At 72.0% G+C, this 26,673-nt stretch carries 28 protein-coding genes and 1 riboswitch; of the genes, 16 read left to right on the top strand and 12 right to left on the bottom strand.

Annotation, left to right across the window (positions count from 1 at the left end; genetic code table 11):
- Positions 1 to 13: 13 nt before the first annotated feature.
- Positions 14 to 859: a MurR/RpiR family transcriptional regulator gene (locus ABZT47_RS16875; protein ID WP_354842116.1), complete on the bottom strand. Its 846-nt coding sequence runs from the start codon at positions 857 to 859 to the stop codon at positions 14 to 16.
- Between the two features lie 333 nt (positions 860 to 1,192).
- Here ABZT47_RS16875 and ABZT47_RS16870 point away from each other — a divergent pair, with 333 nt between their 5' ends.
- The 3 genes from ABZT47_RS16870 (at position 1,193) to ABZT47_RS16860 (ending at position 5,857) form a co-directional block, all read left to right on the top strand.
- Positions 1,193 to 2,584 (top strand): DUF4331 domain-containing protein, encoded by a 1,392-nt coding sequence (locus ABZT47_RS16870; protein WP_354842113.1) that lies wholly within the window; start codon positions 1,193 to 1,195, stop codon positions 2,582 to 2,584.
- A gap of 226 nt (positions 2,585 to 2,810) precedes the next feature.
- A complete protein-coding gene (locus tag ABZT47_RS16865) occupies positions 2,811 to 4,130 on the top strand; it encodes a tetratricopeptide repeat protein (protein WP_354842111.1) in 1,320 nt (439 codons plus the stop codon).
- Complete coding sequence (locus tag ABZT47_RS16860; protein ID WP_354842108.1) at positions 4,127 to 5,857, top strand: High-affinity nickel-transporter; 1,731 nt, start codon at positions 4,127 to 4,129, stop codon at positions 5,855 to 5,857. Before ABZT47_RS16865 ends, ABZT47_RS16860 begins: the two co-directional genes overlap by 4 nt.
- A gap of 156 nt (positions 5,858 to 6,013) precedes the next feature.
- Here the strand turns inward: ABZT47_RS16860 and ABZT47_RS16855 are convergent, their stop codons facing one another.
- Complete coding sequence (locus tag ABZT47_RS16855) at positions 6,014 to 6,934, bottom strand: TIGR03620 family F420-dependent LLM class oxidoreductase (RefSeq protein WP_354842105.1); 921 nt, start codon at positions 6,932 to 6,934, stop codon at positions 6,014 to 6,016.
- Positions 6,935 to 7,229: 295 nt separating this feature from the next.
- Here ABZT47_RS16855 and ABZT47_RS16850 point away from each other — a divergent pair, with 295 nt between their 5' ends.
- Positions 7,230 to 7,871, top strand: coding sequence for an alpha/beta hydrolase (locus ABZT47_RS16850; RefSeq protein ID WP_354842103.1), 642 nt, complete (start codon positions 7,230 to 7,232; stop codon positions 7,869 to 7,871).
- Between the two features lie 134 nt (positions 7,872 to 8,005).
- Here ABZT47_RS16850 and ABZT47_RS16845 read toward each other — a convergent pair whose 3' ends face one another.
- Positions 8,006 to 8,200, bottom strand: coding sequence for a hypothetical protein (locus ABZT47_RS16845; RefSeq protein WP_354842100.1), 195 nt, complete (start codon positions 8,198 to 8,200; stop codon positions 8,006 to 8,008).
- A 124-nt stretch (positions 8,201 to 8,324) separates the two neighbouring features.
- Positions 8,325 to 9,581 carry an FAD-dependent monooxygenase gene (locus ABZT47_RS16840; protein ID WP_354842097.1) on the bottom strand — a complete coding sequence of 419 codons (1,257 nt, stop codon included), beginning with the start codon at positions 9,579 to 9,581 and terminating at the stop codon, positions 8,325 to 8,327.
- 87 nt (positions 9,582 to 9,668) lie between these two features.
- Here ABZT47_RS16840 and ABZT47_RS16835 point away from each other — a divergent pair, with 87 nt between their 5' ends.
- Entirely contained in the window at positions 9,669 to 10,259 is a 591-nt protein-coding gene (locus ABZT47_RS16835) for a TetR family transcriptional regulator (protein WP_354842094.1), read from the top strand.
- A gap of 18 nt (positions 10,260 to 10,277) precedes the next feature.
- Here ABZT47_RS16835 and ABZT47_RS16830 read toward each other — a convergent pair whose 3' ends face one another.
- The gene (locus ABZT47_RS16830; RefSeq protein ID WP_354842091.1) at positions 10,278 to 11,156 is read right to left on the bottom strand and encodes a hypothetical protein; all 879 of its coding nucleotides are present in this window, start codon (positions 11,154 to 11,156) and stop codon (positions 10,278 to 10,280) included.
- 191 nt (positions 11,157 to 11,347) lie between these two features.
- Positions 11,348 to 12,070, bottom strand: coding sequence for a GntR family transcriptional regulator (locus ABZT47_RS16825; protein WP_354842088.1), 723 nt, complete (start codon positions 12,068 to 12,070; stop codon positions 11,348 to 11,350).
- Between the two features lie 144 nt (positions 12,071 to 12,214).
- On the opposite strand from ABZT47_RS16825, the gene ABZT47_RS16820 reads away from it, so the two are divergent.
- From ABZT47_RS16820 to ABZT47_RS16790, 7 genes are all read left to right on the top strand, one after another.
- Positions 12,215 to 13,561 (top strand): glutamine synthetase family protein, encoded by a 1,347-nt coding sequence (locus ABZT47_RS16820; RefSeq protein ID WP_354842086.1) that lies wholly within the window; start codon positions 12,215 to 12,217, stop codon positions 13,559 to 13,561.
- Position 13,562: 1 nt separating this feature from the next.
- A complete protein-coding gene (locus ABZT47_RS16815; protein WP_354842083.1) occupies positions 13,563 to 14,912 on the top strand; it encodes an aldehyde dehydrogenase family protein in 1,350 nt (449 codons plus the stop codon).
- Between the two features lie 66 nt (positions 14,913 to 14,978).
- Positions 14,979 to 15,743, top strand: coding sequence for a 3-oxoacyl-ACP reductase (locus ABZT47_RS16810; RefSeq protein ID WP_354842080.1), 765 nt, complete (start codon positions 14,979 to 14,981; stop codon positions 15,741 to 15,743).
- Positions 15,744 to 15,754: 11 nt separating this feature from the next.
- Positions 15,755 to 16,465 carry a gamma-glutamyl-gamma-aminobutyrate hydrolase family protein gene (locus ABZT47_RS16805; RefSeq protein WP_354842077.1) on the top strand — a complete coding sequence of 237 codons (711 nt, stop codon included), beginning with the start codon at positions 15,755 to 15,757 and terminating at the stop codon, positions 16,463 to 16,465.
- Between the two features lie 18 nt (positions 16,466 to 16,483).
- A riboswitch (glycine riboswitch) is annotated at positions 16,484 to 16,581 on the top strand.
- Between the two features lie 135 nt (positions 16,582 to 16,716).
- The gene (gene gcvT, locus ABZT47_RS16800) at positions 16,717 to 17,808 is read left to right on the top strand and encodes a glycine cleavage system aminomethyltransferase GcvT (protein WP_354842075.1); all 1,092 of its coding nucleotides are present in this window, start codon (positions 16,717 to 16,719) and stop codon (positions 17,806 to 17,808) included.
- Positions 17,805 to 18,194: a glycine cleavage system protein GcvH gene (gene gcvH / locus ABZT47_RS16795; RefSeq protein ID WP_354842072.1), complete on the top strand. Its 390-nt coding sequence runs from the start codon at positions 17,805 to 17,807 to the stop codon at positions 18,192 to 18,194. The genes gcvT and gcvH overlap by 4 nt, the downstream gene beginning before the upstream one ends.
- 159 nt (positions 18,195 to 18,353) lie before the next feature.
- On the top strand, positions 18,354 to 19,730 hold the full coding sequence (locus tag ABZT47_RS16790) for an L-serine ammonia-lyase (protein WP_354842069.1): 1,377 nt from the start codon (positions 18,354 to 18,356) through the stop codon (positions 19,728 to 19,730).
- Here ABZT47_RS16790 and ABZT47_RS16785 read toward each other — a convergent pair.
- Positions 19,717 to 19,911 (bottom strand): hypothetical protein, encoded by a 195-nt coding sequence (locus ABZT47_RS16785; RefSeq protein ID WP_354842067.1) that lies wholly within the window; start codon positions 19,909 to 19,911, stop codon positions 19,717 to 19,719. The genes ABZT47_RS16790 and ABZT47_RS16785 overlap by 14 nt on opposite strands.
- Positions 19,912 to 20,452: 541 nt before the next feature.
- On the opposite strand from ABZT47_RS16785, the gene ABZT47_RS16780 reads away from it, so the two are divergent.
- A complete protein-coding gene (locus ABZT47_RS16780) occupies positions 20,453 to 21,574 on the top strand; it encodes a glycoside hydrolase family 11 protein (RefSeq protein WP_354842064.1) in 1,122 nt (373 codons plus the stop codon).
- Positions 21,575 to 21,638: 64 nt separating this feature from the next.
- On the opposite strand, the gene ABZT47_RS16775 is transcribed toward ABZT47_RS16780, so the two are convergent.
- Entirely contained in the window at positions 21,639 to 22,289 is a 651-nt protein-coding gene (locus tag ABZT47_RS16775) for a TetR/AcrR family transcriptional regulator C-terminal domain-containing protein (protein WP_354842061.1), read from the bottom strand.
- Positions 22,290 to 22,385: 96 nt separating this feature from the next.
- Between ABZT47_RS16775 and ABZT47_RS16770 the strand changes: the two genes are divergently transcribed.
- Positions 22,386 to 23,219, top strand: coding sequence for an alpha/beta hydrolase (locus ABZT47_RS16770; RefSeq protein WP_354842058.1), 834 nt, complete (start codon positions 22,386 to 22,388; stop codon positions 23,217 to 23,219).
- 121 nt (positions 23,220 to 23,340) lie between these two features.
- Here the strand turns inward: ABZT47_RS16770 and ABZT47_RS16765 are convergent, their stop codons facing one another.
- Both ABZT47_RS16765 and ABZT47_RS16760 read right to left on the bottom strand, forming a co-directional pair.
- Positions 23,341 to 23,823 carry a hypothetical protein gene (locus ABZT47_RS16765; RefSeq protein WP_354842055.1) on the bottom strand — a complete coding sequence of 161 codons (483 nt, stop codon included), beginning with the start codon at positions 23,821 to 23,823 and terminating at the stop codon, positions 23,341 to 23,343.
- Entirely contained in the window at positions 23,820 to 24,338 is a 519-nt protein-coding gene (locus ABZT47_RS16760) for a sigma-70 family RNA polymerase sigma factor (protein WP_354842052.1), read from the bottom strand. Before ABZT47_RS16760 ends, ABZT47_RS16765 begins: the two co-directional genes overlap by 4 nt.
- 185 nt (positions 24,339 to 24,523) lie before the next feature.
- Here ABZT47_RS16760 and ABZT47_RS16755 point away from each other — a divergent pair, with 185 nt between their 5' ends.
- Positions 24,524 to 24,730, top strand: a complete 207-nt coding sequence (locus tag ABZT47_RS16755) for a hypothetical protein (protein WP_354842049.1) — start codon at positions 24,524 to 24,526, stop codon at positions 24,728 to 24,730.
- A 120-nt stretch (positions 24,731 to 24,850) separates the two neighbouring features.
- On the opposite strand, the gene ABZT47_RS16750 is transcribed toward ABZT47_RS16755, so the two are convergent.
- A complete protein-coding gene (locus tag ABZT47_RS16750; protein WP_354842046.1) occupies positions 24,851 to 25,048 on the bottom strand; it encodes a DUF397 domain-containing protein in 198 nt (65 codons plus the stop codon).
- A complete protein-coding gene (locus ABZT47_RS16745) occupies positions 24,996 to 25,817 on the bottom strand; it encodes a helix-turn-helix transcriptional regulator (RefSeq protein ID WP_354842043.1) in 822 nt (273 codons plus the stop codon). The genes ABZT47_RS16750 and ABZT47_RS16745 overlap by 53 nt, the downstream gene beginning before the upstream one ends.
- 221 nt (positions 25,818 to 26,038) lie before the next feature.
- Between ABZT47_RS16745 and ABZT47_RS16740 the strand changes: the two genes are divergently transcribed.
- Positions 26,039 to 26,440: an ATP-binding protein gene (locus tag ABZT47_RS16740; RefSeq protein WP_354842040.1), complete on the top strand. Its 402-nt coding sequence runs from the start codon at positions 26,039 to 26,041 to the stop codon at positions 26,438 to 26,440.
- Positions 26,441 to 26,673: the final 233 nt, after the last annotated feature.

Genomic DNA, 26,673 nt, shown 5'->3' with positions numbered 1-26,673 from the left:
GGCGCAGGAGCGCTCAGGGCTGGAGGAAGACCCCGGTCTGGCCGCTCATGCGCTCGTCCTCCTCCAGCCGGGCCCGGGTGCGCAGCGGCGCCGCCTCGGCCATCGCCGCGAGCAGCAGCATCGCCACCGTCAGCGGCGCCGCGTGGGAACCGCAGACCGGCTCCTCCCCCACCGGCGCGTGCAGCACCACGTCCGCCGGGAAAGGCACCTCGGCGCGGTCGGTGATCACCGCCGTGCGCAGGCCCAGCTTGGCGGCGTACTCCAGCGCCTGCACGACCTCCAGCGGATAGCGGGGCAGGACGACGGCCAGCAGCCACTCAGAACCCGCCCGGCGGGCGGCGTGCAGCCCGTCGGTCAGCTCGGAGCCGCCGTGGACGAGCGGCCGCACGTCGGGGTGGATGCGCCGGGCGTAGTAGGCGAAGGTCATGACCGGTCCGGAGGACACCCGCAGCCCGACCACCGGCAGCGGCTCGCACACCGCGAGCGCCGCGCCGAGCCCCCGGATGCGCCCGGACAGGCCGTCGGCGGGCCGGCCGGGCGACGGGACCCCGCCGGCCAGGCGGTCGCGGACGGCCGCGAGGTTGCGGATCTCGCGGTCGATCATCTCCAGCAGGGAGCGTCCCACGGCGGCCCCGTCGCCCGCGGCATGCGGCGGCACGGCGTCGGCGGGACCGTCGCCGTTCAGCACGAGCGGACGGAGCGCGTGGCGGAACTCCGGGTACCCGGCGAAGCCCAGGGCCATCGCGAACCGGGTCACCGACGGCTGGCTCACCCCTGCGCGCTCGGCCAGCTCGACGCTCGACAGGAAGATCGCGTCAGGGAGGTTTTCGCTCAAGTAGTGCGCGATGCGCTGCTGCACGGGTGAAAGACGCCTGTCCCCGATCAGTTGCCCGAGCCCGTCCGCCACCGTCACCTCCAGCCCCCGGGGCGCGCCCCCGCGATCAACAACGCACGAGAGCGCCGTCCTCATCCCCGCCGATCAGGATCGGCCCGCCAGGGAACCCCGTTACGCCCGACCGTCCCTGCGCCTGCGCGGCCGGGCCGCCGCCGGAACCGTTTTCACGATTCCGCGTCCACGGCCAATCCGAAGTCGCCGCGGCCCCGTATCTCGTCGTGAGGACCCGGCCGGACCTCTTCCACACAGCCGACACCCGGTCGCGACGCGACCGGTGGCCGAAAGGATTTCGACGACATGGAGCTCCGGATCAACCGGCGAGCCCTGCTGGCCCTGGGCGTCGCCGGGGTGGTGGCCGCTTCCTCGCTCACCCTGCTGCGCCCCGAGGCCGGCGGCGCCTCCTCCCACCGCGAGGCGCCGCTCATCGCCGGCGACCCGCGCAACGACAACACCGACGTGTACGCCTTCGTCAGCCCCGACAGGCCCGACACCGTCACGCTCATCGCCAACTGGATCCCGTTCGAGGAGCCGGCCGGCGGGCCGAACTTCTACACCTTCGACACCAGGTCGCGCTACAACATCAAGATCGACAACAACGGCAACGGGCTGCCGGACGTCACCTACCAGTGGACCTTCCGCGACGAGGACCGCCGCGGCGCGTCGACCTTCCTGTACAACAACGGCCCGGTCACCTCGATCGGCGACGAGAACCTGCTGTTCCGCCAGCGCTACACGCTCAAGAAGTTCACGGCCCGCGACGGGTGGACGACGGTGGTCAAGGACGGCGTGGTCGCGCCGAGCAACACCGGCGCCGCGTCGATGCCCGACTACGGCAGGCTGCGCGCCCAGTCGCTGCGCCGGCTGCCCGGCGGCGGCCAGAGCTTCGCCGGGCAGGCCGACGAGGCGTTCTTCGTGGACCTGCGGGTCTTCGACCTGCTGTACGGCGGCGACCTGTCGGAGGTCGGCCAGGACACCACCAGGGGCTACAACGTCCACAGCATCGCCATCCAGGTGCCCAAGGACGAGGTGGCGCTGAAGGGCGACGCCCGGCGCAACCCGGTCATCGGCGTGTGGTCCACCACCGAGAAGTGGAGCCCGGGCGGGTACCGGCAGGTGTCGCGGCTCGGCAACCCGCTGGTCAACGAGGTCGTCGTGCCCGCCGCCCTGAAGGACACCTTCAACGCGATCAGCCCGGACAAGGACGCCGGCATCCCGGCGGTCGTCAAGCGGGTCACCCACCCCGAGCTGCCCAAGCTCGTCGAGGGCATCTACAAGATCCCCGCGCCCAAGACGCCCCGCGCCGACCTGGTCGAGATCTTCCTGACCGGCATCGCCAAGGCCAACGGCCCCATCAAGGCCGACCTCAACTCGCAGATCTTGAACAGGGACGCCGACCCCAGGGCGTTCCGGCCCTCGGAGATGCTGCGGCTGAACATGGCGGTGCCGCCGGCGCGCGACCCCAACCGGCTCGGCGTCCTCGCGGGCGACCTGCAGGGCTTCCCGAACGGGCGCCGTCTGGGCGACGACGTCGTGGACATCTCGCTCCAGGCCGTCGAAGGCGCCGCGCTGACCGGCAAGCTGGTCGACGCCCTGGCCGCGGGCGACAAGGTCGACGCCAACGACAAGCCGTCCCAGCCGCACTTCCCCTACATCCCGCTGCCCGGCTCCGCCGCCGTCAACCAGCGCTGACCGCGCCCCGGCGCGCGCCACACCGCTGACCGCGCCCCGGCGCGCGCCATATCGCTGACCGCGCCCCGGCGCACCAAACCCCTTCGCGACGAGGCCGGCGACCCCCCGCCGCCTCGCCGCGTCCCCCGGCGCCGCCGCCTCCTCCAGTCCTTTCACCGGCCTCCACGGCCGGTGGGGACCGCCACGGCCGTCCAGGAACGATCACGGGAACACCAGGAGAATCACCATGTCCCATCTCGATCGCCATCGCGGCGGCCTGCGCGCGGCGGCCCTCACGGGGGCTGGTGCCCTCGCGGTGGCCCTGGCGGTCACGGCCGCGGCGACCTTGCTGCCCCCGTCGCCGGCCTCGCCCGCCGCCCCCGCCGCTCCCGCCGCCCAGGCCCCCGCGCTCGCCGCGGCGCCGCGCTCGCCCGCGGAGGCGGCCGCGGCCGTGAAGACCCTGACGGTGCGGCTGAGGAGGCTGCCCGAGGACCACCAGGCGTGGGCGTCGCTCGGCGTCGCCTACGTGGAGCAGGCCCGGGTCACCGCCGACCCCTCGTCCTACGTCAGGGCCGAGCGGGCGCTGGCCCGCGCGACCGCCCTGGCGCCGGGCGACCCGGCCGTCCTCACCGGCCGGGCCGCGCTCGCCGCCGGGCGCCACGACTTCACCGACGCGGCCCGCCTGGCACTGCGGGCGATCGCGGCCGACCCATACGGCGCCGCCGCTTACGGCGTGCTGACCGACGCCCGCACCCAGCTCGGCGACTACGCGGGCGCCACCGCCGCCGTGCGGCGCATGATGGACCTGCGGCCCGGCGTCGCCTCCTTCACCCGCGCCTCCTACGACGCCGAGCTGCGCGGGGACCTCCGCGAGGCCCGGCGGATGCTGTCGGCGGCCCTGGACGACGCGCTCGCCCCCGAGGACGTCGCCTACTGCCGCTACTACCTGGGTGAACTGGCGCTGCGCGCGGGCGACCTGGCGCGGGCCGGGCGGATGTACCAGGAGGCGCTCCGCGCCCTGCCCGGCTTCGTCCCCGCCCTGGCGGGCCGGGCCCGCGCCGAGGCGCTCGGCGGGCGGCTCGGCGACGCCGCCGCCGGGTACGCCGCCGTGGTCGAGCGCCTCCCCCTGGCCCAGTACATCGTCGAGTACGGCGAGGTCCTGCGGAAGCTCGGCAGGGACCCAGCCCCGCAGTGGGAGCTGCTGAGGGCCCAGAAGCGGCTGATGGCCGCGGGCGGGGTCCGCGACGACCTCACCTGGGCCGAGTTCGAGGCCGACCACGGGTCCGCGTCCGAGGCCGTGCGGCACGCGAAGGCCGAGTACGGCAGGAACCCCAACATGGCCGCCGCCGACGCCCTGGCCTGGGCGCTGCACAAGGCGGGCCGGTCCCGCGAGGCTCTTCCGTACGCCAGGAAGGCGACCGCCCGAGGGTGGCGCAACGCCCTGGCCCGCTACCACCGCGCCACGATCGAGCACGCGCTCGGACGCGGCTCCGCCGCCCGCCCGCCCGCCGCGTCCGCCGGCCCGCGCTTCTCCCCCGACCTCCCAGCCCTCGCGAGGCCCTCATGATCGCCCTGGTCCTGGCCGCCGTCGTGGCGGCCCACCCGCTCGGCAACTTCACGGTCAACCACTACGACGGGCTGCGGGTCACCCCGCAGCGGGTCGGGAACACGGCCATCGTCGACTACGCCGAACTGCCGACGCTGCAGAGCGCGGCGCGGGTCGACGCCGACGGCTCCGGCGCGGCCTCCCCCGCCGAGCGGGCCGCGTACGCCGCCGCGGCGTGCGCGGAGCTGTCCCGCGCGCAGCGTCTGACGGTGGACGGCAGGACGCTGCCCTGGCAGGTCGGCGCCGCCTCCTACGCCTACGCCCCGGGGCAGGGCGGCCTGCGGACCAGCCGCCTCACCTGTGACCTGTCGGCTCCGGCCGCCGTCTCCGCCGCGTCCTCGATCGTGTTCACCGACTCCTTCCTCGGCGACCGCATCGGCTGGCGCGAGATCACCGCGGTCCCCGAGGGAGTGCGGTTCGACCAGCCGTCCGTGCCCGCGACGAGCGTGAGCGACCGGTTGCGCTCCTACCCTGCCGACCTGCTCACCGCCCCCCTCGACCAGCGCTCGGCCACCCTGCGCACCACCTCCGCGAACCCGGGCCAGGCGGCGCCGGCTTCCGGATCGGGGACGTCGGCTTCCGGCCAGGCGGCGCCGGCATCCGGGTCGGGGGCACCGGCATCCGGGTCGGGGGCACCGGCGCCCGCCTCCGGCTCCGCGCCGGGCGACGGGGCCGGGGGCCGGCCGCTCGCCTCCCTGGCGGGGCCGTCCCTTCCCGGGCCGATCGGAGACTGGCTGGCCGGCCTGGACCGCACGTTCACCGGCCTCATCGGCGCCTCCTCCCTCACCGTGCCGCTCGGCCTGCTGGCCGTGCTGCTTGCGGTGGCGCTCGGCGCCGGGCACGCGCTGATCCCCGGGCACGGCAAGACCGTCATGGCCGCCTACCTGGCCGGACGCCGGGGCCGCCCGCGTGACGCCCTGGTCGTCGGAGCCACGGTCACCGCCACGCACACCGCGGGCGTGCTCGTCGTGGGCCTGCTGATCAGCGCGCTCTCCGCCGTGGCCGGGGAGTCGGTCCTGTCCTGGCTCGGGATCGCCAGCGGCCTGCTCATCGTCGCCGTGGGCCTGCGCCTGCTGTGGTCCGCCGCCCGCGCCCACCGCGGCTCCCCCGAGAACGACCATGGACACGGCCACGGCCACGACCATGGACACGCGCACGGCCACGGGCACGGTTCCGGGCATGCGCCGGGAGACGAAGACGCGGGCGAACACGGCGTCGCGGACCGAGGCCCGCACGGACACCCGCACGGACACGGGCACGGCCACGGCCACGGGCACGGGCACGGCCACGGGCACGGCCACGGCCACGGGCACGGGCACGGGCACGGGCACGGGCACGGGCACGGACACGCGCGTGGGGGCGGCGGGCGGGCCGGGTTGATCGGGCTGGGGGTGGCGGGCGGCCTGGTGCCGAGCCCGTCGGCGCTGATCGTGCTGCTCGGCGCCGCCGCCCTCGGCCGTACGTGGTTCGGCGTCGCCCTGGTCGCCGCCTACGGCCTGGGCATGGCGGCCACCCTGACGGCGACCGGCCTGCTGCTGGTGAGGCTGGCGAGCCGGCTGGACGCGCTCGCCGCGAAACGCGAGGGCCTGGCGGGCCGCCTCGCCGGACTCACGCCCATCGGCACCGCCGCGACGGTCGTCCTGCTCGGCGCCGGCCTCGCCGTCCGCGGTCTGACCGGCGCCATCTGAGCGGCACCATTTGACCAGCACCGTCTGAGCGGCACCGTCTGAGCGGCGCCGGTCCGACCAGCGCCGTCCGCGACCAGCGCCGTGCGACCGCGGCTCCGGTGCGAACGGCATCCTGCGCGGGGCCGGGCGCATCTCCTCGCCCGCCTGGTGGGCTGGTCAGGTGGTGAGGGTGGCGGCCAGGACGCCCAGGTGGGTGAGGGTCTCGTCGATCGTGGACGTGAGGGGCTGGACGCAGACGTGGTCGGCTCCGGCGTCGTGGTGGGCGCGGACCCTCTCGCCGATGGCGTCGGCGTCGCCCCAGGCCACGATCGCGTCCACCAGCGCGTCGCTGCCGCCGTCCGCGAAGTCGGCGTCGCCCCACCCCATCTCGCGCAGGTTGTTGAGGTAGTTCGGCAGCGTCAGGTACAGGGCCATGTACTCGCGCGCGGTGGCACGGGCCCGGTCGGCGTCGGTGTCCAGGACGATGGCCTGCTCAGGGACGAGCAGGGGCTCGGGGCCGAGGATCTCCCTGGCCTTGGCCGTGTGGTCGGGGCCGACGAAGTAGGTGTGCGCGCCCTGGGTGCGCTCTGCCGCGAGCCTCAGCATGCCGGAGCGCAGCGCGGCCAGGACGCGGGCGGGCCGTTCGGGCAGCGGAGCCTGGTAGGGGGCCTGGTCCATCGCGTCGAGGTAGGCGCGCATGGTCGAGACGGGCTTGCCGTAGTCGTGGCCGCGCACGGCGACCAGCGGCACGTGGCTCACGCCGAGGCCGAGGATGAACCGTCCCGACCACGCCTCGGCCAGGGCGTTGGCGCCCGCGTCCGCCGAGGCCGCGTCCCGGGCGTAGAGGTTGGCGATGCCGGTGGCGACGATGAGGCGGTCGGTGGCCGAGAGCAGGATGCCGGAGTTCACCAGGGAGTCCTTGGCGCCGTAGACCTCGGAGATCCACAGGGACCGGTATCCGAGGTCCTCGATCGCGCCGGCCGCCCTGCGGGTGCTCTCCGCGTCCAGGCGGCCGAGGGTGCCGAGCCACACGCCGCTCCTGCCGAGCCGCCGCCTGAGCTCCGCCGGGTCCGGAACCGCCGAGGTGTCCTTGTGCATGCTCGCCTCTCCACGTCCATCCGTTGGTCCGCCTGCCCGCCGGCCTGCTCGATCGTGATCCGTCGACACGTGATCGGGTGGTCCGCCGGCGCCGCGGGCCCGCCCATGGTGGTGCGGGCCGCGTCACGCTGAAGCCTCCCCACCGGCGACGCCTGCTACGCACGGTCACGATCTCACTACACTTCGGGAGAGGACGGGCGGGCCTCCGGATGGCACGTCCACTCCTCCCCGCTGCGAGGCGTACAGGACGCCGGCGGCCGCGGAGGCAAGCCGCCGCGAGCCATAGGATCACGGCATGAGGCGGGCACTGATCTGGCTGCACGGCGGGGCGTGGATGCAGCGCGACGCCGGGGAGCGTTCGCGCGGCATCCTGGCCGCCCACGGGCTCGACGTCCACCCGGCCACCTACCGGCTGAGCCATGAGGCCACCTGGCCGGCGCAGCTCGACGACGTGCGCGAGGCGGCGCGCAAGGTCCGCGCCGATCATCCCGGCGTGCCGCTGCTGGTCGCCGGCACCTCGGCGGGCGCCCATCTGGCCCTGCACATCGCGCTGCGGGGCGTGGACGCGCCCGACGACGTGGCCGGGGTGATCGCCTGGGCTCCTCCGCTGGACCCGCTGGCGGCCGACTGGCCGGAGTGCCGCGACGCCGGCAGCCCGTGGGCGCGGCTGCTCGGCCACGTCCCGGCCCCCGGCGACCAGGCCACCGCCGATGTGACGCCGGCCAACCACGTGGGCAACGGGGTGCCCGTCCTGCTGCTGCACGGCCGGGAGGACGACGTCGTCCCGGCGACGCAGACCTTGGACCTCAGCAACGCCCTGCTGGCCTCGGGCCACCCCGTGACGACCTACCTCACGGCGGGAGGCCACGACGACGACCTCGGCCGCGAGGACGTCCGGCAGGTCGTCGCCTCGTTCCTCGCCCGCCTCCCCGGCTGAGCCCCTGATCGGCCCTCCCCGCTGAGCCCCTGAGCGGCGCCCCTCACGGGGCGAGGGCCACGGGCACGAAACCGGCCGCCACGCCCGCCGCGGACGCGGCTCGGCGCGCGGCGGCCGGCGGCCGCTCCGGAGCGTCAGTGGCGGACGCCGTACTCGCGGCGGATCTCCCGGGCGACCTCCTCCAGCCGGTCGCGGGTCTGGAGCAGCCGTGCCTCGGCCTCTTCGGTGCGGGCCTCGGCGGCCATGGCGCGGTTGCCGGTCTGCGCGCCGATCTGCCGCTTCGCGCGGGCCTTGAGCTGGCGCATCTTCCACTTGTCCATGAATTTCATCGCGCTTGCCTCCTCACCCGATCAACGTTCGTCCCCGCTCACTCCCCCGTAATCGGCGGGCTATGCGTGGTCGCGGACGGCGCGGAGGACCACCGTGCTCAGGAGACGGCCGGAGGGGCCCGGATCAGGAGAAGATCGTCCGCCGGACGGCGGGGAAGCGGCGGGCGGTGCGCAGGAAGGTCTTGAAGGCCAGCCTGGTCACGGTGCCGCCGCCGACGAACTGCCGGGCCGCGCGCAGCGAGTCGCGGACGGCGGCGAAGCCGTACTCACGCATCCGCTCCTCGTAGCCGGCGATCGCCTCGACCGGGTCCTGCCCGCTGGTGAGGGCCCGGCAGAGCAGGCCGGCGTCACGCAGGGCGGTGTTGGCCCCGACTCCGCGCATCGGCGTCATGCTGTGGACGGCGTCGCCGAGCAGGGTGACCGTGGTCGCCGGCCAGGGGCCGACGGGCACCGAGGTGCGGATCGGCAGCAGCGAGACGGTGTCGGGGTGGGACATGGTGACCAGCCGGCGCAGGTCGGGGTGCCAGCCCGTCATCATGCCGGCGACGGTGTCGCGCAGTTCCTCACCGGACAGGGCGGACGGGTCTCGCGGGTAGCGCCGTTGCTGCGCGGCGAACGCCCACAGGACGTAGCTGCCGGTGTTGTCGTACAGGGCGCCCTCCCTGTCGGTGCCGCCGATGACGCCGCGCGGCGGGGCGGGGGCCTCGCCGAGGTCGTGCGGGGCGCAGAACAGGCCGGCGCCCTTGGGCGGGATGACGTTGCTAGGCCGCTGGACCAGGCCCGGGTCGATCAGGTCGCGGGTGCGCGCGGTGAGCGGGAACTTGCCGGCCACCCCGAGGATGCCGGTGTCGACGCGCTGGGCGTGCGGCAGGTACTGCTTCCTGACCCGCGAGTTGCCGCCGTCCGCGCCGACCACGATGTCGGCGACGTCGCTGGTGCCGTCCCCGAAGAACAGCCGGACGCGCCCGTCGTCCTCCCGCTCGTAGCGCTCGAAGGTCTTGCCGAAGCGCACCACCTCCTCCAACCCGGACAGCAGGATCTGCCTGAGCGTGATGCGGCTGACCGAGTGGTGGTCGTCGACGGGGTCGTCGACCTCGGGCACCTGCATCAGCAGCAGTTCTTCGAGCTGTTCGGTGAGGAAGGCCAAGCCCTGGCCGCGCGCGCCGGTGGTGGCGACGAAGCTCTCCCAGAGCCATGGCGGCAGGCAGTCGTGCAGGGCCCGCGCGCCGTTGGGGTCGATGTGGACGCGATACCCCTGCAGCCGGTCGCCGGGGGTGCGGTCGCGTTCGTAGACGGTCACCTGGGCGCCCGCCTTGTGTAGTCCTTGTGCCAGGCAGAGGCCGCCGACGCCGCCTCCGATCACCGCTATGCGTGGGTTCATGTCCCCAACTATCAACCGTACGGATGATTGTGTCAACCGCACGGATGGAAATCTCATCCTTGAGGATGAGAGTGCTAGCGTGATCCCATGAGACGTGCCCCCGCCGAACGACGGCGCGACCCCGAGCGCACCAAAGAGCGCATCGTGCGGGCCGCCATCGAGGAGTTCGGCGCCAAAGGGTTCGCCGGCGCCCGGGTGAGTGAGATCGCGGCCAGAGCCGGGGTGAACAAGCAGCTCATCTCGTACTACTTCGGCGGCAAGGAAGGCCTGTACCGCGAGCTCACCGACCGCTGGCAGAGCGCCGAGAGCGGCTTCGCCGACCCCGCCGCCCCGCTCCCCGACCTGGCCGCGGCCTACGTCCGGGCCAACGCCGCCAACCGCGACTTCGGCCGCATGATGGTGTGGGAGGGCCTGACCGAGGGCGGCGCCGTCACGCCCGAGCTCGGCGAAGACCTGCGGCGCGATCTCGCGGACATGCGGCGGCGCCAGGCGGACGGCGAGTTCCCCGCCGACATCGACCCGGCGTGCCTGATGCTGGCCCTGTTCGCCCTGTCGAGCGCGGGCGTGGCCTTCCCGCATCTGGTGCGGGTGCTGTGCGAGGCCGACCCGGCCTCACCGGAGTTCACCGACCACTACGCCGACCAGGTCAGGCGTCTGGTGGCCCACCTGCGCCCGTGACCGGAGCGAGAGGGGCCGTCACGGGTGCCGGTGCGGCCGCGCGGCCGTCTCGCCCCTCTTCGCCGGCTCGCCTCTCTTCACCGCTTCGGCGGCCTTGCCGCTCTTCACCGCTTCGGCGGCCTTGCCGCTCCAGACCGAGGGCAGGTCGTGCCGGCCGGACACGAACTCCTGCACGGCGATCTTCGCCCTGATCACCGGACGGCGCCAGCGGATCTCCCGGTGCACCGCGGTGGCCATCTTGGACGCCCGCGGCCGCCGCGAGCCGGGGGCGAAGAACCAGCGCGCCCATGGGGACCCGGGACGCGCGAGCCGCACCGCGCCGACGATCAGCAGGACGGGGACGAACAGCCCCGCCAGGCCGGTCCAGATCTTGCCCTTGAGCAGCGTGACCACGGCGAGCGCGAGGTTGAGCAGCAGCAACAGGCCGGCCGACCACCGGCCGGCCGGCGAGGGCTCGGGCTCCTCCCAGCCGAAAGGACGCAGGCCCAGCAGCAGGAGCAGCGTCACCGCGACGGCCACGAACACCGCGTCGACCGACGTGCGCCCCTCCTCCGACCAGTAGACGTCGCGCAGGTGCAGGATCAGCGCGAACTCGTCCAGCACCAGCGCCGCGCCGACCCCGAACACCGCCGCGGTGCAGGCGTACCAGCCGGGGGACAGCCCCGCGGTGACCAGCCCGGCGACCCCGCCGAACATCATGAGGACCACGCCGAACACGACGTGGTGGACGTGGACGTCGCCGACGTTGACGTCGCGGAACCAGCCGACCTTGGCCCGGATCAGCCGCACGTTGACGCGCGTGAAGACGAACGTGACGATCAGCGCCGACAGGAAGCAGAAGAGCGGCAGCCGTCCGGTGTCGATGATCCGTTCGTGAAACCAGACTCCCACAGGCATCCCCCAGTACCGATGCTACGTACGGTCCCGGGGTCGTTGATCCACCGGGCCGTGCCGTCCGCTCCGCCGGCCGTCGTTCCCGCTCTCGGCCGGCCCTCTGTTCGACGATCGGGAGGGCGGCGCGGTGCCCGGAGCGGCGCCGGTTCCGGCGGCCGGGCGCGGCGTTCACAGCCGATCGCCGCCGGGGGCGTTCAGGCGAGGAAGGCGCGCAGGAGGGCGGCGGTGCCCTCCAGGTGCTCGACGACGGCCCGCCGCGCGGCCTCGGCGTCCCCGGCGAGGATGGCGGCGACCATCGCGGCGTGCTGCGCGGCGGCGTGGTCGATGTTGGGGCCGAGCACCGGGATGGCGTTCAGCAGGTCGGTGACCCGCAGCCGCGCGTCGGCGGCGGCCGAGGCCAGCAGCGCCGACCCGGTGAGCTCGGCGATGGACAGGTGGAAGGCGGTGTCCAGCCGCCGGTAGTCGGCCGGAGCGGCGTCGTTGACGCCGGCCAGCCTGCGCCGCAGCGTTTCGCGCTGCTCGCCGGTGAGCTCGGTGGCCGCCAGCACCTGGGCGGCGCCGCACTCGATGGCCATGCGGAAGGTCAGCGCGTCGTCCAGCTCGTCCGCGCCCATTTGCTTGACGGCCCTGCGCAGGTCGCCCTGGCGCGGGCGCGGGGGCTGGTAGACGACGAACGCTCCGCCGTACCGGCCGCGGCGCACGTCGAGGTAGCCGGCCTCCTGCAGGGCGCGGATGGCCTCACGCAGGGTGACCCGGCTGATGCCGAGCCGGGCGGCCAGCTCGCGTTCGGGGGGAAGCTTGTCGCCGGGCGCGACGACGCCGAGCTTGATGGCCTGCAGCAGCCGCTCGACGGTCTCCTCGAAGGCGTTGCCGGCGCGGACGGGCCGCAGGAGCGCGACGAGCTGGTGCCCGTCCATCACGCCCTCCCCTGAAACGGTCCCAATGGTTCGAGATTAGTCCATTCCGCTGCTGGGGCGGGGCGGACCGTTGACGGGGGGCCGCCGCTGGTGCTTGCATGCCTCCAATGGTCTGTTTCCAGACTTTTGCCGGAAGGGGACACGGTGCTCACCGTCGACCAACTGCGTGAAGAGGTGTCCGCCGGGCGGGTCGACACCGTGCTCCTTGCCATCGCCGACATGCAGGGACGCCTCCAGGGCAAGCGGCTGTCCGCGCGCTACTTCCTCGAGGAGGTGCTGCACCACGCCGCCGAGGGATGCAACTACCTCCTCGCCGTGGACATCGACATGAACACCGTCGACGGTTACAGCATGTCGTCCTGGGAGCGGGGGTACGGCGACTTCGTGATGCGCCCGGATGTGTCCACCCTGCGCCGGGTGCCCTGGCAGGAGGGCACGGCCATGCTGATGGCCGACCTGGTCTGGGAGGACGGCTCGGACGTGACGGCCTCGCCCCGGCAGATCCTGCGCGGGCAGACGGCCCGGCTGGCCGAGCGCGGCTGGGCGGCCTACGTGGGCACCGAGCTGGAGTTCGTCGTCTACAACGACGGCTACGAGACCGCGTGGTCCAAGGCGTACCGCGACCTGACCCCGGCCAACCAGTACAACGTCGACTACTCCCTGCTCGGCGGCGCGCGCGTCGAGCCCCTGCTGCGCCGGGTCCGGCTCGGCATGGAGGGCGCGGGCATGTACGTCGAGTCGGCCAAGGGCGAGTGCAACCTCGGTCAGCACGAGATCGCCTTCCGGTACGCCGAGGCGCTGACCACCTGCGACAACCACGTCATCTACAAGAACGGCGCCAAGGAGATCGCCGCCCAGGAGGGCATGTCGGTCACCTTCATGGCCAAGCCGAACCAGCGCGAGGGCAACTCCTGCCACATCCACATCTCGCTGCGCGGCGAGGACGGCGAGCCGGTCATGGCCGGGGACGGGCCGCACGGGCTGTCCCGGCTCGGCGAGCACTTCATCGCCGGGCAGCTCGCCGCGATGCGCGAGCTGACGCTGCTGTACGCGCCGAACATCAACTCCTACAAGCGGTACGTCCCCGGAAGCTTCGCCCCGACGGCGGTCAAGTGGGGCGTGGACAACCGCACCTGCTCCCTGCGCCTGGTCGGGCACGGCCCCTCGCTGCGCGTGGAGAACCGCGTGCCCGGCGGCGACGTCAACCCCTACCTGGCGGTCTCCGGCCTCATCGCGGCCGGGCTGTACGGCATCGAGCACGAGCTGCCGCTGGAGGAGGCCTGCACCGGCAACGCCTACACGGCGGGCGCCGAGACCGTGCCGTCGACGCTCCGCGACGCCCTGGCGCTGTGGGAGGGGTCGAAGATCGCCAAGGACGCGCTCGGCGAGCAGGTCGTCGAGCACTACGCCAACAACGCCCGGGTCGAGCTGGCCGCCTTCGACGCGGCGGTGACCGACTGGGAGCTGTTCCGCGGCTTCGAGCGGATGTGACATGACCATGAAGATCATCAACCCTGCCACCGAGACCGTGCTCGCCGACGTCGAGCTGGCCGACGTCGCCGAGACCGACCGCGCGGTGGAGCGCGCCAGAAAGGCCTTCCCCGCCTGGCGGGAGGTCTCCCCCGGCGACCGCGCCCGCCTGCTGCGGCGCTTCGCCGACCTGGTCGACCGGCACGGCGAGGAGCTGGCCGAGCTGGAGCTGGCCAACTCCGGGCATCCGATCGGCAACGCCCGCTGGGAGGCCGGCAACGTCCGCGACGTCCTGCACTTCTACGCGGGCGCCCCGGAGCGCAACCATGGCAAGCAGATCCCGGTGCCGGGCGGGGTGGACATCACCTTCGCCGAACCGCTCGGCGTCGTGGGCGTGATCGTGCCGTGGAACTTCCCCATGGTCATCATGACCTGGGGGGCGGCCCCGGCACTGGCGGCGGGCAACACGGTCATCGTGAAGCCCGCCGAGTGGACCCCGCTCACGGCTCTGAGGCTGGCCGAGCTGGCCTTGGAGGCCGGCCTCCCCGAGGGGGTGCTCCAGGTCCTGCCTGGGGCAGGGGAGGTCGCGGGGGCCCGGCTGGTCGACCACCCGGGCGTCAACAAGATCGTCTTCACCGGGTCGACGGAGGTGGGCAAGCTCATCACCGCCCGGGCGGCCGAGCAGGTCAAGCGGGTGACGCTGGAGCTCGGCGGCAAGAGCGCCAACGTGGTCTTCGCCGACGCCGACATCGAGCGGGCCGCCGCCACCGCCCCCTCGGCCGTGTTCGACAACAGCGGGCAGGACTGCTGCGCGCGCTCGCGCATCCTGGTGGAGCGTCCGGTCTTCGAGGAGTTCCTCGACCGGCTGGTCGCGACGGTCGGCGGCCTCGTCGTGGGCGACCCGCGCGACCCCGGCACCGCCATGGGGCCGCTGATCAGCGCCGAGCACCGCGACCGCGTGGCCTCGTTCGTGACCGGCACGCCGCACTTCCAGGGGACGTGCCCGGACGGGAAGGGCTTCTGGTTCCCGCCGACCGTGCTCACCCACGAGTCGCTGGACGAGCGCGCCTACACCGAGGAGATCTTCGGGCCGGTGGTCAGCGTCGTCCCCTTCGAAGGTGAGGCCGAGGCCGTCCAGATCGCCAACGACACCCGGTACGGGCTCTCGGGGTCGATCTGGACGCGGGACGTCGGGCGGGCCCTGCGGGTCGCCCGCGCCATCGAGGCCGGCAACCTGTCGGTGAACTCCCACTCCTCGGTCCGCTACTGGACGCCGTTCGGCGGGTTCAAGCAGTCGGGGCTCGGCCGCGAGCTGGGCCCGGACGCGCTGGCCGCCTTCACCGAGACCAAGAACGTCTTCATCGCCCACTGACCGCCGCCGTCCCACCGCCCCGGCCGGGGGCCACGGGAGTCCACCAGCACCAGGGAGTACCTCACCATGCAACGTCTGCGCGACCGCGTCGCCGTCATCACGGGCGCGGCGGGGGGCATCGGCCTCGCCACGGCCCGCCGCTTCGCCGAGGAGGGCGCCAAGGTCGTGTGCGCCGACCTCGACGAGGAGGGCGGCGCGAAGATCGCCGAAGAGGTCGGGGGCATCTTCGTCCGGACCGACGTGACCAGCGAGGACGACGTCGCCGAGATGTTCCGCACGGCGTTCGACACCTACGGCTCGGTGGACGTCGCCTTCAACAACGCCGGCATCTCACCACCCGACGACGACTCCATCCTGACCACCGGCATGGACGCCTGGCGGCGGGTTCAGGACGTCAACCTGACCAGCGTGTACCTGTGCTGCAAGCACGCCATCCCGTACATGCGGCGGCAGGGCAAGGGTTCGATCATCAACACCGCGTCGTTCGTCGCCGTGATGGGCTCGGCGACCTCCCAGATCTCCTACACCGCCTCCAAGGGCGGCGTGCTGGCCATGTCCCGCGAGCTCGGCGTGCAGTTCGCCCGCGAGGGCATCCGGGTCAACGCCCTGTGCCCGGGACCGGTGAACACCCCGCTGCTGCAGGAGCTGTTCGCCAAGGATCCCGAGCGGGCGCAGCGGCGCCTGGTGCACATCCCGCTCGGCCGGTTCGCCGAGGCGTCCGAGATCGCCGCCGCGGTCGCCTTCCTGGCCTCCGACGACGCGAGTTTCATCACCGGCGCGGAGTTCCTCGTGGACGGCGGCATCTCCGGCGCCTACGTGACCCCGCTGTAGCCTGGTCGACCATGTCGCGACCCGTCATCGGCATCACCTGCTACGTCGAGCCCGCCGCCTTCACGGTCTGGCGGATGCCGGCGGCGCTGCTGCCGTACACCTACGTCGAGCACGTCGAACGGGCGGGCGGCCAGCCGGTCATCCTGCCTCCGGCGGGCGACCCGGCGTCGCTGGCCGGCCGGCTGGACGGCCTCATCGTGGCCGGCGGCGGGGACGTCGACCCGGCCAGGTACGGCGAGCGCCCGCACCCGCGGACGGGCTACGTCCGCGAGTCCCGCGACGAGGCGGAGTTCGGGCTGGTCGGGGCGGCGCTCTCGGCCGGGCTCCCCTTCCTCGGGGTGTGCCGGGGGATGCAGGTGCTGAACGTCCACCTGGGTGGCACCCTGCACCAGCACCTGCCGGACGTCGTCGGGCACGACGGGCACTCTCCGGCCCCCGGCGAGTTCGGCCACCTGCCGGTGCGCCCGGTGCCGGGCACCGCCCTGTCCAAGGTCCTCGGGGACGGCGAGGTCGCCGCCGCCCACTACCACCACCAGGCCGCCGATCGCCTCGGCGACGGCCTCACGGTCGCGGCGACCTGCGAGGACGGCACCGTGGAGGCCGTGGAGCTGGCGGGCCACCCCTTCGCCCTGGCCGTCCAGTGGCACCCCGAGGCGGGCGAGGACGGCCCGCTGTTCGAGGCGCTCGTCGCCGCCGCGACGGCGGGCGATCGGCATTGGTAGGGTGGGCGGGAACACCGATGATCCCGTGCGGGAGAGCGTCCTGACATCCGGTCAGGACCCCTGAAGGAGCAAGTCCTCCCCGCGAACCTCACAAGGCAAAGGACCGCGCGGGCCAGGTGATCTCTGGAAAGCAGGCCCTCTCCGTGGGGCCTCGCCGAAGGTGAAAGTCCGGTAAAACCCGGGCGAAACTCTCAGGCACCGATGACAGAGGGGGAGGATGCTCTCATCCAACCCTGTCTGAGGTGCGCATCATGTCCCGACCCACACCGCTCCGCGAGGTGCACGAGAGCCTCGGCGCGACGCTCACCGACTTCGCCGGCTGGCTGATGCCGCTGCGCTACGGCAGCGAGTCCGCCGAGCACAACGCGGTGCGCACGGCCGCCGGGCTGTTCGACCTCTCCCACATGGGCGAGATCTTCCTCACCGGGCCGCAGGCGGGCGAGGCGCTGGACCACGCGCTGGTGGGCAGCCTGTCGACGCTGGAGCCCGGCCGGGCCCGCTACACCATGATCTGCGCGCCCGACGGCGGCGTGCTCGACGACCTGATCGTCTACCGCCTGGCCGCCGAGGAGTACCTCGTCGTGGCCAACGCCTCCAACTACGAGCAGGTGGCGGCCGAGCTCACCGAGCGCGCCGAGGGCTTCCAGGCCGAGGTGCGCGACCGGTCCGCCGAGTACGCGCTGATCGCCGTCCAGGGGCCCCGCGCGCAGGAGATCCTCGCCACGCTCACCGACGCCGACCTGCCCGGCCTGAAGTACTACGCGGGCCTGCCCGGCACCGTGGCCGGCGTCGAGGCGCTCATCGCCCGCACCGGGTACACCGGCGAGGACGGCTTCGAGCTGTTCGTCGCCGCGGGCGACGCCGTCACGCTGTGGCAGGAGCTCACCAAGGCCGGCGACTCCCACGGCCTGCGCCCCGCCGGGCTGTCCGCCCGCGACACGCTGCGCCTGGAGGCCGGCATGCCGCTGTACGGCAACGAGCTGAACGCCGGGCTGACCCCCTTCGACGCCGGCCTCGGCCGGGTCGTACGGTTCGATAAGGCCGGCGACTTCGTCGGCCGCGCGGCGCTCGCGCCGCTCAAGGACGTCCCTCCGCGCCGGCGCCTGAGCGGCCTGGTCGCGCGGGGCCGCCGAGTGCCGCGCCACGGCTATCCCGTGGTGCTGCTGACTGACGGCACCGTCGTTGGAGAGGTCACCAGCGGCGCGCCGTCCCAGTCCCTCGGCAAGCCGATCGCGATGGCCTACGTGGACACCAACGTGTCCGATGGGCTCGCGGTCGACATCCGTGGTACCCATGAACCGGTCGACGTGATTGACCTGCCTTTTTACCGGAGGAGCAAGTGAGCAGCATTCCCGAGGAGCTCAGCTACACCAAGGAGCACGAGTGGGTGGCCGGCCTCGACGACGGCCTCACCGTGACCGTGGGCATCACGGCGTTCGCCGCCGAAGCGCTGGGTGACGTGGTCTTCGTGCAGCTGCCCGAGGTGGGCGGCACCGTCGAGGCGGGCGACGCGGTGGGCGAGGTGGAGTCCACCAAGTCCGTGAGCGACATCTACGCCCCGCTCACCGGCGAGGTCGTGGAGGTCAACCAGGTCGTCGTGGACGACCCGTCGCTGGTCAACTCCGACCCCTACGGCGACGGCTGGCTGTTCCGCGTGCGCGTCGAGGGCCCCCACGAGGACCTCCTCACCGCCGAGGAGTACACCACGGTCACCACCGCCGAGTCCTGAGTCCTGCCGTCCGTTCACCATCCCCGTCCACCCACGACGACTCTCGCCGGCCGGCCGCCCGGACCGGCCGGCGCCACCACCGCATGACCTGTCCCGCGCGTACCCGGCGCGTATGGGGGCATCCCTCGCACGACATCGCTTCCAAGGACGGAATGATCAATGGCGATCAGCGTCTTCGACCTGTTCAAGATCGGCATCGGGCCGTCCAGCTCGCACACCGGCGGCCCGATGGCGGCGGCGCACAAGTTCGCCCGCGGCCTGCACCAGGACGGCCTGCTGGAGAAGACCGCCCGGGTCGAGGCGATCCTCTACGGCTCGCTCGGCCTGACCGGCAAGGGACACGGCAGCGACAAGGCGGTGCTGCTCGGCCTGTCCGGCGAGAAGCCCGAGCTGGTCGACGTGGACACCGTCGATGAGCGCCTGGCGAAGATGCGCGACACCGGCACCATCGAGCTGTACGGCACCCGCGAGATCCCCTTCGTCGTCGGCGAGCACCTGGTGTTCGAACGCAAGATCTCCCTGCCCGGCCACCCCAACGGCATGCGCTTCACCGCCTTCACCGCCGAGGGCGAGCAGGTCCGCGAGAAGGTCTACTACTCGGTGGGCGGCGGCTTCGTGGTGGACGAGAACGCCACCGGCGCCGACCGCATCAAGGCCGACGACACCGAGCTGCCCCACCCGTTCACCTCGGGCGCCGAGCTGCTGCGGCTGTGCTCCGAGACCGGGCTGTCGATCTCCGGGCTCATGCTGGAGAACGAGAAGGCCTTCGGGCGCACCGAGGCGGAGATCAGGTCGGCCCTGCTGAACCTCTGGAACGTCATGTCCGAGTGCGTGCGCCGCGGCACCGCCAAGGAGGGCGTGCTCCCCGGCGGCCTCAAGGTCAAGCGGCGGGCCAACCAGATGCTGCGGCGCCTGCAGAGCGAGTCCCCCGAGAAGGACCCGCTCCAGACGATGGACTGGGTCACCCTGTTCGCCCTCGCCGTCAACGAGGAGAACGCCGCCGGCGGCCGCGTCGTCACCGCCCCCACCAACGGCGCGGCCGGCATCATCCCCGCCGTGCTGACGTACTACGACCGCTTCACGCCGCTGTCCGACGACGACGGCGTCATCCGCTTCCTGCTCACGGCCGGCGCGATCGGCGTGCTGTTCAAGGAGAACGCCTCCATCTCCGGCGCCGAGGTCGGCTGCCAGGGCGAGGTCGGCTCGGCCTGCTCCATGGCCGCGGCGGGCCTGACCGAGGCGCTCGGCGGCACCCCCGAACAGGTGGAGAACGCCGCCGAGATCGGCATCGAGCACAACCTCGGCCTGACCTGCGACCCGATCGGCGGCCTGGTGCAGATCCCGTGCATCGAGCGCAACGCGGTCGCCTCGATCAAGGCCATCACCGCCGCCCGCATCGCCCTGCGCGGCGACGGCCGCCACTTCGTCGCCCTCGACAAGGCCATCAAGACCATGCGCGACACCGGCCGCGACATGCTCGACAAATACAAAGAAACCAGCCGAGGCGGCCTCGCCGTCAACGTCATCGAATGCTGATGGGCTGCAGAAGATCGACCACGGAAAGCCCGGTCTCCCCACCCACCAGTCTCAGCGCGACCTCCGCCCGCGCGGCGAGATCCAGAGGGGCCAGCCGCTCCACCTGGTCGGCGTGCACGATGCGATCCAGTCCGGCGCCGACCAACGGCGCGGCCGTCCGTAGCGAGGCTTCCAAGGCCACCCGTGTTAGCCTGTTGTACACACTTAGAGGGGCACCGCCCGAGCGGCCACTGCCCCTCTTTTTCATTTCATCCTCCGGGTCAGGGCCAAGGCGTGACGACACGCGACTCCAAGAAGGCGCGGGTCCTCTGACCGACCTGCGATGAACGGTGTGGTCGCAGAGCGGCGGCCAGGGCGCCGAAATTGATTCGGCGTTTCTCCGAAATTTTCATCTGGTGGGCCTGACCGTGATCAGTGGGATATGGCCGTTGAGCAGCCATAGGCCTTGCCTGGCAAGGTGGCGACTTTCGGAAGCTTTCGGTGGGCGTTGACAGGGCGGCGGGATCGGGCGAACACTGTCGCCGCTGACAGGCTCAACCGCTGTCGATCCGGGTCGCCTGCCACGACCAGGGCTTCCGGTCGTCGGCCGACGATGACCGGCCGACCTCCGCGTCGTACGACGCCGCGCGCCGTGGCCGTCATCCCGGTCACCGGCGGCGTCCCCGCCGGGTCCTGCCACGCCGCCTGGCCCGCGCCAGCCTTAACGAGGAGGAAGCGCGCACATGAACGACGTCCCCATCCGCCCGCCGGTCCGTCACCGTAGCCACACCAGAGTGCTCATCGGCCGTGCCTGCACCATGGTGCTCTCGCTCGTCTCCGCCATGACGTTGCTCCTGCCGGGCACCGCCCACGCGGCCATCACCAGCAACCAGACCGGCACCAACAACGGCTACTTCTACTCGTTCTGGACCAACGGCAGTGGATCGTCGTCCATGACCCTGGGTAACGGCGGGAACTACAGCACCTCCTGGAGCAACGTCGGCAACTTCGTCGCCGGCAAGGGGTGGAAGCCCGGCGCGCGCAGGACGGTGACCTACTCCGGCAGCTTCAACCCCTCCGGCAACGCCTACCTGGCGCTGTACGGCTGGACCAGGAACCCGCTGGTGGAGTACTACATCCTGGACAACTGGGGCACCTACCGGCCCACCGGCAGCTTCAAGGGCACCGTCACCACCGACGGCGGCACCTATGACATCTACGAGACCACCCGGTACAACGCCCCCTCCATCGAGGGCAACAACAGCACCTTCAACCAGTACTGGAGCGTCCGCCAGTCCAAGAAGACCGGCGGCACCATCACCACCGGCAACCACTTCGACGCCTGGGCCCGCTACGGCATGAACCTCGGCAGCCACGACTACCAGATCCTGGCCACCGAGGGCTACCAGAGCAGCGGCAACTCCAACATCACCCTGGACGGCTCCAGCCCGTCGCCGACTCCCACGCCGACGCCGACGCCGACGCGCACTCCCACGCCCAACCCCACCCCCTCGGCCACGCCTTCGCCTTCCCCCAGTGGCGGGAGCGGCCCCTGCCGCGTGTCCTACACCAAGAACGAGTGGAACAACGGCTTCACCGCCAACCTCACCGTCACCAACACCGGCGGCAGCGCGATCAACGGCTGGACGGTGACCTGGTCCTTCTCCGCCGGACAGCAGGTCACCAGTTCGTGGAACGCCGACGTCAGCCAGAGCGGCTCGACGGTCACCGCCCGCAACGTGTCCTACAACGGCTCACTGGCCCCCGGGGCGAACACCACGTTCGGCTTCCAGGGCACCCACACCGGCAGCAACCCCAACCCGACGGCCTTCAGCCTCAACGGCTCGGCCTGCACCACCGGCTGACCTGAACGGCCTCAGCAAGACGAACGTGGGGAGCGGGCGGTGGAGCCCGCTCCCCACGCGGTTTTCACGACGGAGAGGCGGTGTTCCGGCGTGCCAGGGCGGCGGCGGTGCCGTCGATGAACGCGCGCAGCCCGTGGTCGAAGGCGCGCTCGCCGAACGGGCCGCCGCCGTCCCGGACGGCCGCCAGCAGGATGGCCGGTATGTCGTCCTCCGTCGCATCGGCGGCCGCGGCCGGCCGCTCGGGCTCGGTCTGCTGTTGCAGGACCGAGCCGATGACGTAGTGGCTCAAGGCCGTGATGGTGTGCAGGGCCAGCGCCGGGGTGAAGCCCCGGGCGACCATGCCGGACAGCTCTTCCTCGAACAGCCGGAGCGTCACCGGGGACCTCCCCCGAGCGCCTGCGACGATGCGCGCGCCGTCGCGGTGGGACAGCAGTGAGGCACGGTACGCGCGGGCGCGGCGGTCCAGCCAGTCCTGCCAGGACTCCTCCTCCCGGGGCGGCCCCATGCCCGCCGCCCGGATGATCTCGTCCCCCATCGCGTCCAGCAGTTCCTGCTTGGTGCGGACGTGCCAGTACAGAGCCGGTGACTGGACGCCCAGCTCGGCGGCGAGCCGGCGCACCGTCAGCCCGTCCAGCCCCACCTCGTCGAGCAGGCGCAGCCCTGTCTCGACCAACGTCTGACGGCTCAGGCCGGGCCGTTTGTCGTTCGCTCGCATCGTTGACACCTTAGCAGCGCTAAGTTACCTTATCGCTGCTAAGGAGAACTGAGCACTGCTAAGGAGCGCCCCGCTCCCCCAGCTTGAGGAGGCACCGTGCTCGTCACGACATCGGCGGACGGCACCGACGTCCGCGCCTACGACGAGGGCAAGGGTCCGGCCGTCGTGCTGCTCGGCCCCGGTCTGGACGACGGCACGCGCTGCCGGCGCCTCGCCGGCGTCCTGGCGACCCGCTTCCGCGTCCTGCGCCCGCACCGCCGCCAGTACCGCATGGACCTCAAGCCCGACCCCCGGCTCGGCGGCTCCCCCTGCACGATCGCCGAGGAGGTGCAGGACGTCATGGCGCTGGTGCGAGCGGTCGGCGAACCGGTCGTCCTCTACGGCCACTCCGACGGCGGCGTCGTCGCCCTCGAAGCCCTGGCCGCCTCACCATCGTCGTTCGCCGGGGCGGTCGTCTACGAGCCCGCCGCCGTCATAGGGCCGCCGCTGAGCGGCGAGGACGGGCACATCCTCACGCAGGCCCGGGCCGCCCTCGCGGCGGGGCGGCCCGGCAAGGCCATGGCCGTCTTCCTGCGCGGCTCGGTGGGGATGCCCGGCCGGCAGGCCTCACTGGCCGGGCTCGCGGTGGCGCTGATCCCCAGGTACCGCAGGCTCATCCCCGGCCAGCTCGACTCTCTGGACGCACTCGACCGGCTCGGGGTGCGGCTCGGCACCTACGCGACGATCAAGGTGCCGACCGTGCTGCTCGGCGGCGACCGCAGCCCCGCTCACCTCGGCGAGCGGCTCGACGCCATCGAACGCGTCATGCCGCACGCCGAGCGCGTCATCATGCGCGGCCGCGACCACGGCGCCGACCTGAGAGACCACGAACAGGTCGCCGGGATCATCCAGCGGCTCGCGGACAAGGTGCTCCACCCCTCGACGGGCTGACGCTGCACGGAGAACTCGAGCGCACCCCCCGGTTCTCCGTCACGGCCCCGCCAGACGGCGCATTCGTCACCGCCCGCCACGACGGCGAAGGCCCGACCGTGATGTCGCGGCTCGCCTGCCGTCATCGTTCCGCGTCGTCGCCGTCCGGGGCGTGGCGTTGCGTCAGTTCGTCCTTGCGGCGCAGGAGGGCCGTTCTCGCGCGGCGGGCGGCGCGGAGGTTGACCACGGCGAGGACGCCGAGGACCAGCAGCATGGCGATCGCCGAGGGATCGATCTTGTGCCGCAGGGTGGTGATGACCAGCGCGCCGAAGGTCAGCGTCAGCCACGCGCCCAGTCCGATCCAACCCGCCACGACGCGGTCCCGGGCGAACAGCGGCGCCCGGCGCGTCACCGCCCAGCCGCCGAACGCCGCCCAGCAGAGCCCGATCGCCACCAGCACCGCGAAGGCGACCTTCGTCCGCGGCGGCAGCCCCGGCTCGGTCGCCCACAGCACGCCGATGAGCCCGCTCCCCGCGAGTCCCGCGCAGGCCAGGGTCACGTATCCGATGCGCCGCCGCAGCGACAGGGGCGCGTCCAGCCGCTTGAGCACGTCCTCCGGCCTCATCCCTCGTACCCCTTCCTCACGAGTTCCTCCTGCAACAACCTCCGCGCCCGGTTGAGCCGTGACTTGACCGTTCCGACCGGGACGCCGCAGATCTGCGCGCACGCGTCCAGCGACAGGTCCTGGAGGTAGAACAGCAGGAGCACCTCCCGCTCTCGCAGCGGAAGCGCCGCCAGCGCACCGCCGAGGGTCTCCCGGTCGACGACGTCCTGCGCCTCGTCCCGGCCGGGCAGGTCGTCCACCTGCTCGGCTTCCGACCGCGCGTACGCGTCCCGCAGCCGGTTCATCACCGCGCGGCGCGCGATGGTGAACAGCCACGGCGCGAACCGGTCCGGCCTCCGGAGTCGCGGCAGCCCTTTGAAGACCGCCAGCCAGACCTCCTGCACCACGTCATCGTCGTGGCCGGCGAGCATCCGCCCGACGTACCGTTCGACCGCGCCGTGCCAGGCCCGTACCAGCTCGGCGAACGCCTCGCGCTCGCCGAGCTGGCAGCGCACCACCAGCAGTTCATCGCTCATCCGCCCTCCCTTCGCCCGTTCAGTCGGCGCCCGGGCCGCGGAGGTTCATACCGGCGAGGAAGCACTTTGACCGCGCCTTGTCGGCGGATGACCATGACCGGTGCCGCTGGGGGGAAGGTCTGGAGTGCTCGGCGAATCACTCGAAAGCCACATCAACGGGGGGAACCATGGCGGTCACCGCAGAAATGTCGAAGCTGCTCGACAAGGAGTACGAGAGTAAGAGCCTCGCGGATCTGGTCAAGGCTCCCGTATCCGCGCTGTCCGGCGTCAGCGAGAACGACGCGAAGCTGCTGCAGGAGGCCTTCCGCATCAAGACGGTCGGCGACCTGGGACGCAACAAGTTCTTCCGCGCGGCCACCGCTCTGGTGGACCTGGCCGACAGCATGAAGTAGGCGACCGACCTCCGTCGCAAGGTAGGGCCAGCCAGCCCGCCCCAGCACGCACGCGGCTGGCCTTACTCACCCCCACGAACACTCGCCCACCGCGAACTCTTCACCGCCGATGGACGACGCTCACACCTCGCCGTTCTTCACACCGGCCAGGAAGGCCGCCCACTCCCCAGGACTGACGACCAATGCCGGGGCAGTAGATCTCTTGCTGTCGCGAACCGCCCGTAGCCGGGGAACATTCGACGCCACCTCGACACACTCTCCCTGGTCAGCGCTGTAGCTGCTCTTGCGCCACTGTGCATCTTGGAGCTTCTGGATCATTTTGCTTCACCGTTTCCTCTAGAAGCCGGAGCGACTGGCTGAACGGGAGGGCTTCCGCCCGGAGCGCGTCGTACCGAAGGACGAGTTCAGCGATCAAGAGCCGGTCGTCGAAGGTGCGCCCGAAGGGCTGGGCGTCCGTATAGGCGGCATAGGGAGACCCATTCCGTTCGGCGATGATGAACCCGCCCGCCAGTCCGCAATGCGCCCGGACCGCGCTGGGCACGATCTGGATGGTCACTCGAGGATGCCGGGCGATTTCAAGCAGGTGCCTGAGCTGCTCTCGCATGACCTCTATATCACCGATCATCCGGTGGAGCACGGCCTCATCCATGACCACGTTGAGCACGGGCGGCCGGTCACGTTGCAGAATCGCCTGCCGCTGCATCCGGTTCGCCAGTCGTTTCTGCAACTCCTCATCCGTGATCCCTGGAGTGGCGGCGAGGATCTCGCGAGTGTACGCCTGGGTCTGTAGCAGCCCCGGGACGATGGTGGGCTGCCAGGTTCGCAGACCGGTCGCCTGTTCTTCCTCCTCCAGCCAGGGGCGGAGGTATTCGGGGGCCTTGCTCCAGGTCGTGGCGGTGTAGAGCCGGACCATGGTGCCGTCGAGGCCGAAGATCTGGTCGCAGAGCTCGGCGAAGCGGCGGGACGGCGGGCGTTTGGCCAGCTCGATCATGTTGACCATGGAGTCGGAGAAGCCCATGCGGTCGCCGAGCTGGGCCTGCGTCAGGGCGGCGGCCTGCCGGTAACGGCGCAGTTCGAATGCGAACACCGCGCGCGGAGACTCGTGCGGGTCTATTTCTTTTTGGGGGGACAAATCTCACCTACCCATGCAGAACGGATTGTTCCGGCGACCAACGATTTCCCTCACCTGAAGTGTGGACGGGGTGTTCCCCCGTTCCGCTACCGATGGTAGGTCCTCGTTGACAGCCTGGTGAAGCGAAGTCGCCAGGAAGCGCGGAATTTCCCGCCGGAAAGCGAAAAGGCGAGCGCATGAGGATAGGAAACCTGCTGGGCGTCATCGAGCTGGCCGGTATCCCTGAGTCGGCCTCATTGGCCCGCGAGTACGTCCGGGATAAGCTCGGCGACGGCCACCCGGCTCTTGATGACGTGACGCTCCTGGTCTCCGAGGTCGTCACGAACGCCGTCGTTCATTCGGACTCGCGAAACGGCGGGACGGTCACGCTGGCCATCGCCGACTGCCACGATCTGGTCCACGTCGACGTGGTGGACGCCGGCGGCGACACGGTGCCACACGTCCGTGGAGAGTTGTGCGCCGAGGGCGGACGCGGAATGATGCTCGTCGGAACGCTGTCCCACCGCTGGGATGTCCACGAGGACGCGGCCGGGCGCACGGTCTGGTTCCAGGTGAGATATACCCGCACGCACGAGTGACGGCGTTTCCACTTTTCCCCTAACGCTCTCAAGGTCCCCTGCGACCACTCTTACGGTCCTAAATGGAATGCGTCGGCCGTACCGCCGTTCCGTGCGCGCGTAACGGTCGTTCAATACGAATCAGAGGGTCACGAACGGCCGTCCCCATTGCCCCCGGCGGGGACGGCTTTTCTCCGATCGGCACGAGCGACATCGACCAGAAAGGCCCGCGCCGATCGGCCGGCTCAGGAAAG

The sequence above is a fragment of the Sphaerisporangium sp. NPDC005289 genome, assembly GCF_040607455.1.
Lineage (GTDB): Bacteria > Actinomycetota > Actinomycetes > Streptosporangiales > Streptosporangiaceae > Sphaerisporangium > Sphaerisporangium rhizosphaerae.
The sequence above is the reverse complement of the archived record's forward strand: the minus strand, read 5'-3'. Positions and strand labels throughout refer to the sequence as shown.

Bases quoted from the DNA above. Each gene is read 5' to 3' on its own strand.
- ABZT47_RS16870 (WP_354842113.1), top strand. From the start codon at position 1,193: ATGGAGCTCCGGATCAACCGGCGAGCCCTGCTGGCCCTGGGCGTCGCC.
- ABZT47_RS16865 (WP_354842111.1), top strand. From the start codon at position 2,811: ATGTCCCATCTCGATCGCCATCGCGGCGGCCTGCGCGCGGCGGCCCTC.
- ABZT47_RS16860 (WP_354842108.1), top strand. From the start codon at position 4,127: ATGATCGCCCTGGTCCTGGCCGCCGTCGTGGCGGCCCACCCGCTCGGC.
- ABZT47_RS16855 (WP_354842105.1), bottom strand. From the start codon at position 6,934: ATGCACAAGGACACCTCGGCGGTTCCGGACCCGGCGGAGCTCAGGCGG.
- ABZT47_RS16850 (WP_354842103.1), top strand. From the start codon at position 7,230: ATGAGGCGGGCACTGATCTGGCTGCACGGCGGGGCGTGGATGCAGCGC.
- ABZT47_RS16845 (WP_354842100.1), bottom strand. From the start codon at position 8,200: ATGAAATTCATGGACAAGTGGAAGATGCGCCAGCTCAAGGCCCGCGCG.
- ABZT47_RS16840 (WP_354842097.1), bottom strand. From the start codon at position 9,581: ATGAACCCACGCATAGCGGTGATCGGAGGCGGCGTCGGCGGCCTCTGC.
- ABZT47_RS16835 (WP_354842094.1), top strand. From the start codon at position 9,669: ATGAGACGTGCCCCCGCCGAACGACGGCGCGACCCCGAGCGCACCAAA.
- ABZT47_RS16830 (WP_354842091.1), bottom strand. From the start codon at position 11,156: ATGCCTGTGGGAGTCTGGTTTCACGAACGGATCATCGACACCGGACGG.
- ABZT47_RS16825 (WP_354842088.1), bottom strand. From the start codon at position 12,070: ATGGACGGGCACCAGCTCGTCGCGCTCCTGCGGCCCGTCCGCGCCGGC.
- ABZT47_RS16815 (WP_354842083.1), top strand. From the start codon at position 13,563: ATGACCATGAAGATCATCAACCCTGCCACCGAGACCGTGCTCGCCGAC.
- ABZT47_RS16810 (WP_354842080.1), top strand. From the start codon at position 14,979: ATGCAACGTCTGCGCGACCGCGTCGCCGTCATCACGGGCGCGGCGGGG.
- ABZT47_RS16805 (WP_354842077.1), top strand. From the start codon at position 15,755: ATGTCGCGACCCGTCATCGGCATCACCTGCTACGTCGAGCCCGCCGCC.
- gcvT (WP_354842075.1), top strand. From the start codon at position 16,717: ATGTCCCGACCCACACCGCTCCGCGAGGTGCACGAGAGCCTCGGCGCG.
- ABZT47_RS16790 (WP_354842069.1), top strand. From the start codon at position 18,354: ATGGCGATCAGCGTCTTCGACCTGTTCAAGATCGGCATCGGGCCGTCC.
- ABZT47_RS16780 (WP_354842064.1), top strand. From the start codon at position 20,453: ATGAACGACGTCCCCATCCGCCCGCCGGTCCGTCACCGTAGCCACACC.
- ABZT47_RS16775 (WP_354842061.1), bottom strand. From the start codon at position 22,289: ATGCGAGCGAACGACAAACGGCCCGGCCTGAGCCGTCAGACGTTGGTC.
- ABZT47_RS16765 (WP_354842055.1), bottom strand. From the start codon at position 23,823: ATGAGGCCGGAGGACGTGCTCAAGCGGCTGGACGCGCCCCTGTCGCTG.
- ABZT47_RS16760 (WP_354842052.1), bottom strand. From the start codon at position 24,338: ATGAGCGATGAACTGCTGGTGGTGCGCTGCCAGCTCGGCGAGCGCGAG.
- ABZT47_RS16755 (WP_354842049.1), top strand. From the start codon at position 24,524: ATGTCGAAGCTGCTCGACAAGGAGTACGAGAGTAAGAGCCTCGCGGAT.
- ABZT47_RS16750 (WP_354842046.1), bottom strand. From the start codon at position 25,048: ATGATCCAGAAGCTCCAAGATGCACAGTGGCGCAAGAGCAGCTACAGC.
- ABZT47_RS16740 (WP_354842040.1), top strand. From the start codon at position 26,039: ATGAGGATAGGAAACCTGCTGGGCGTCATCGAGCTGGCCGGTATCCCT.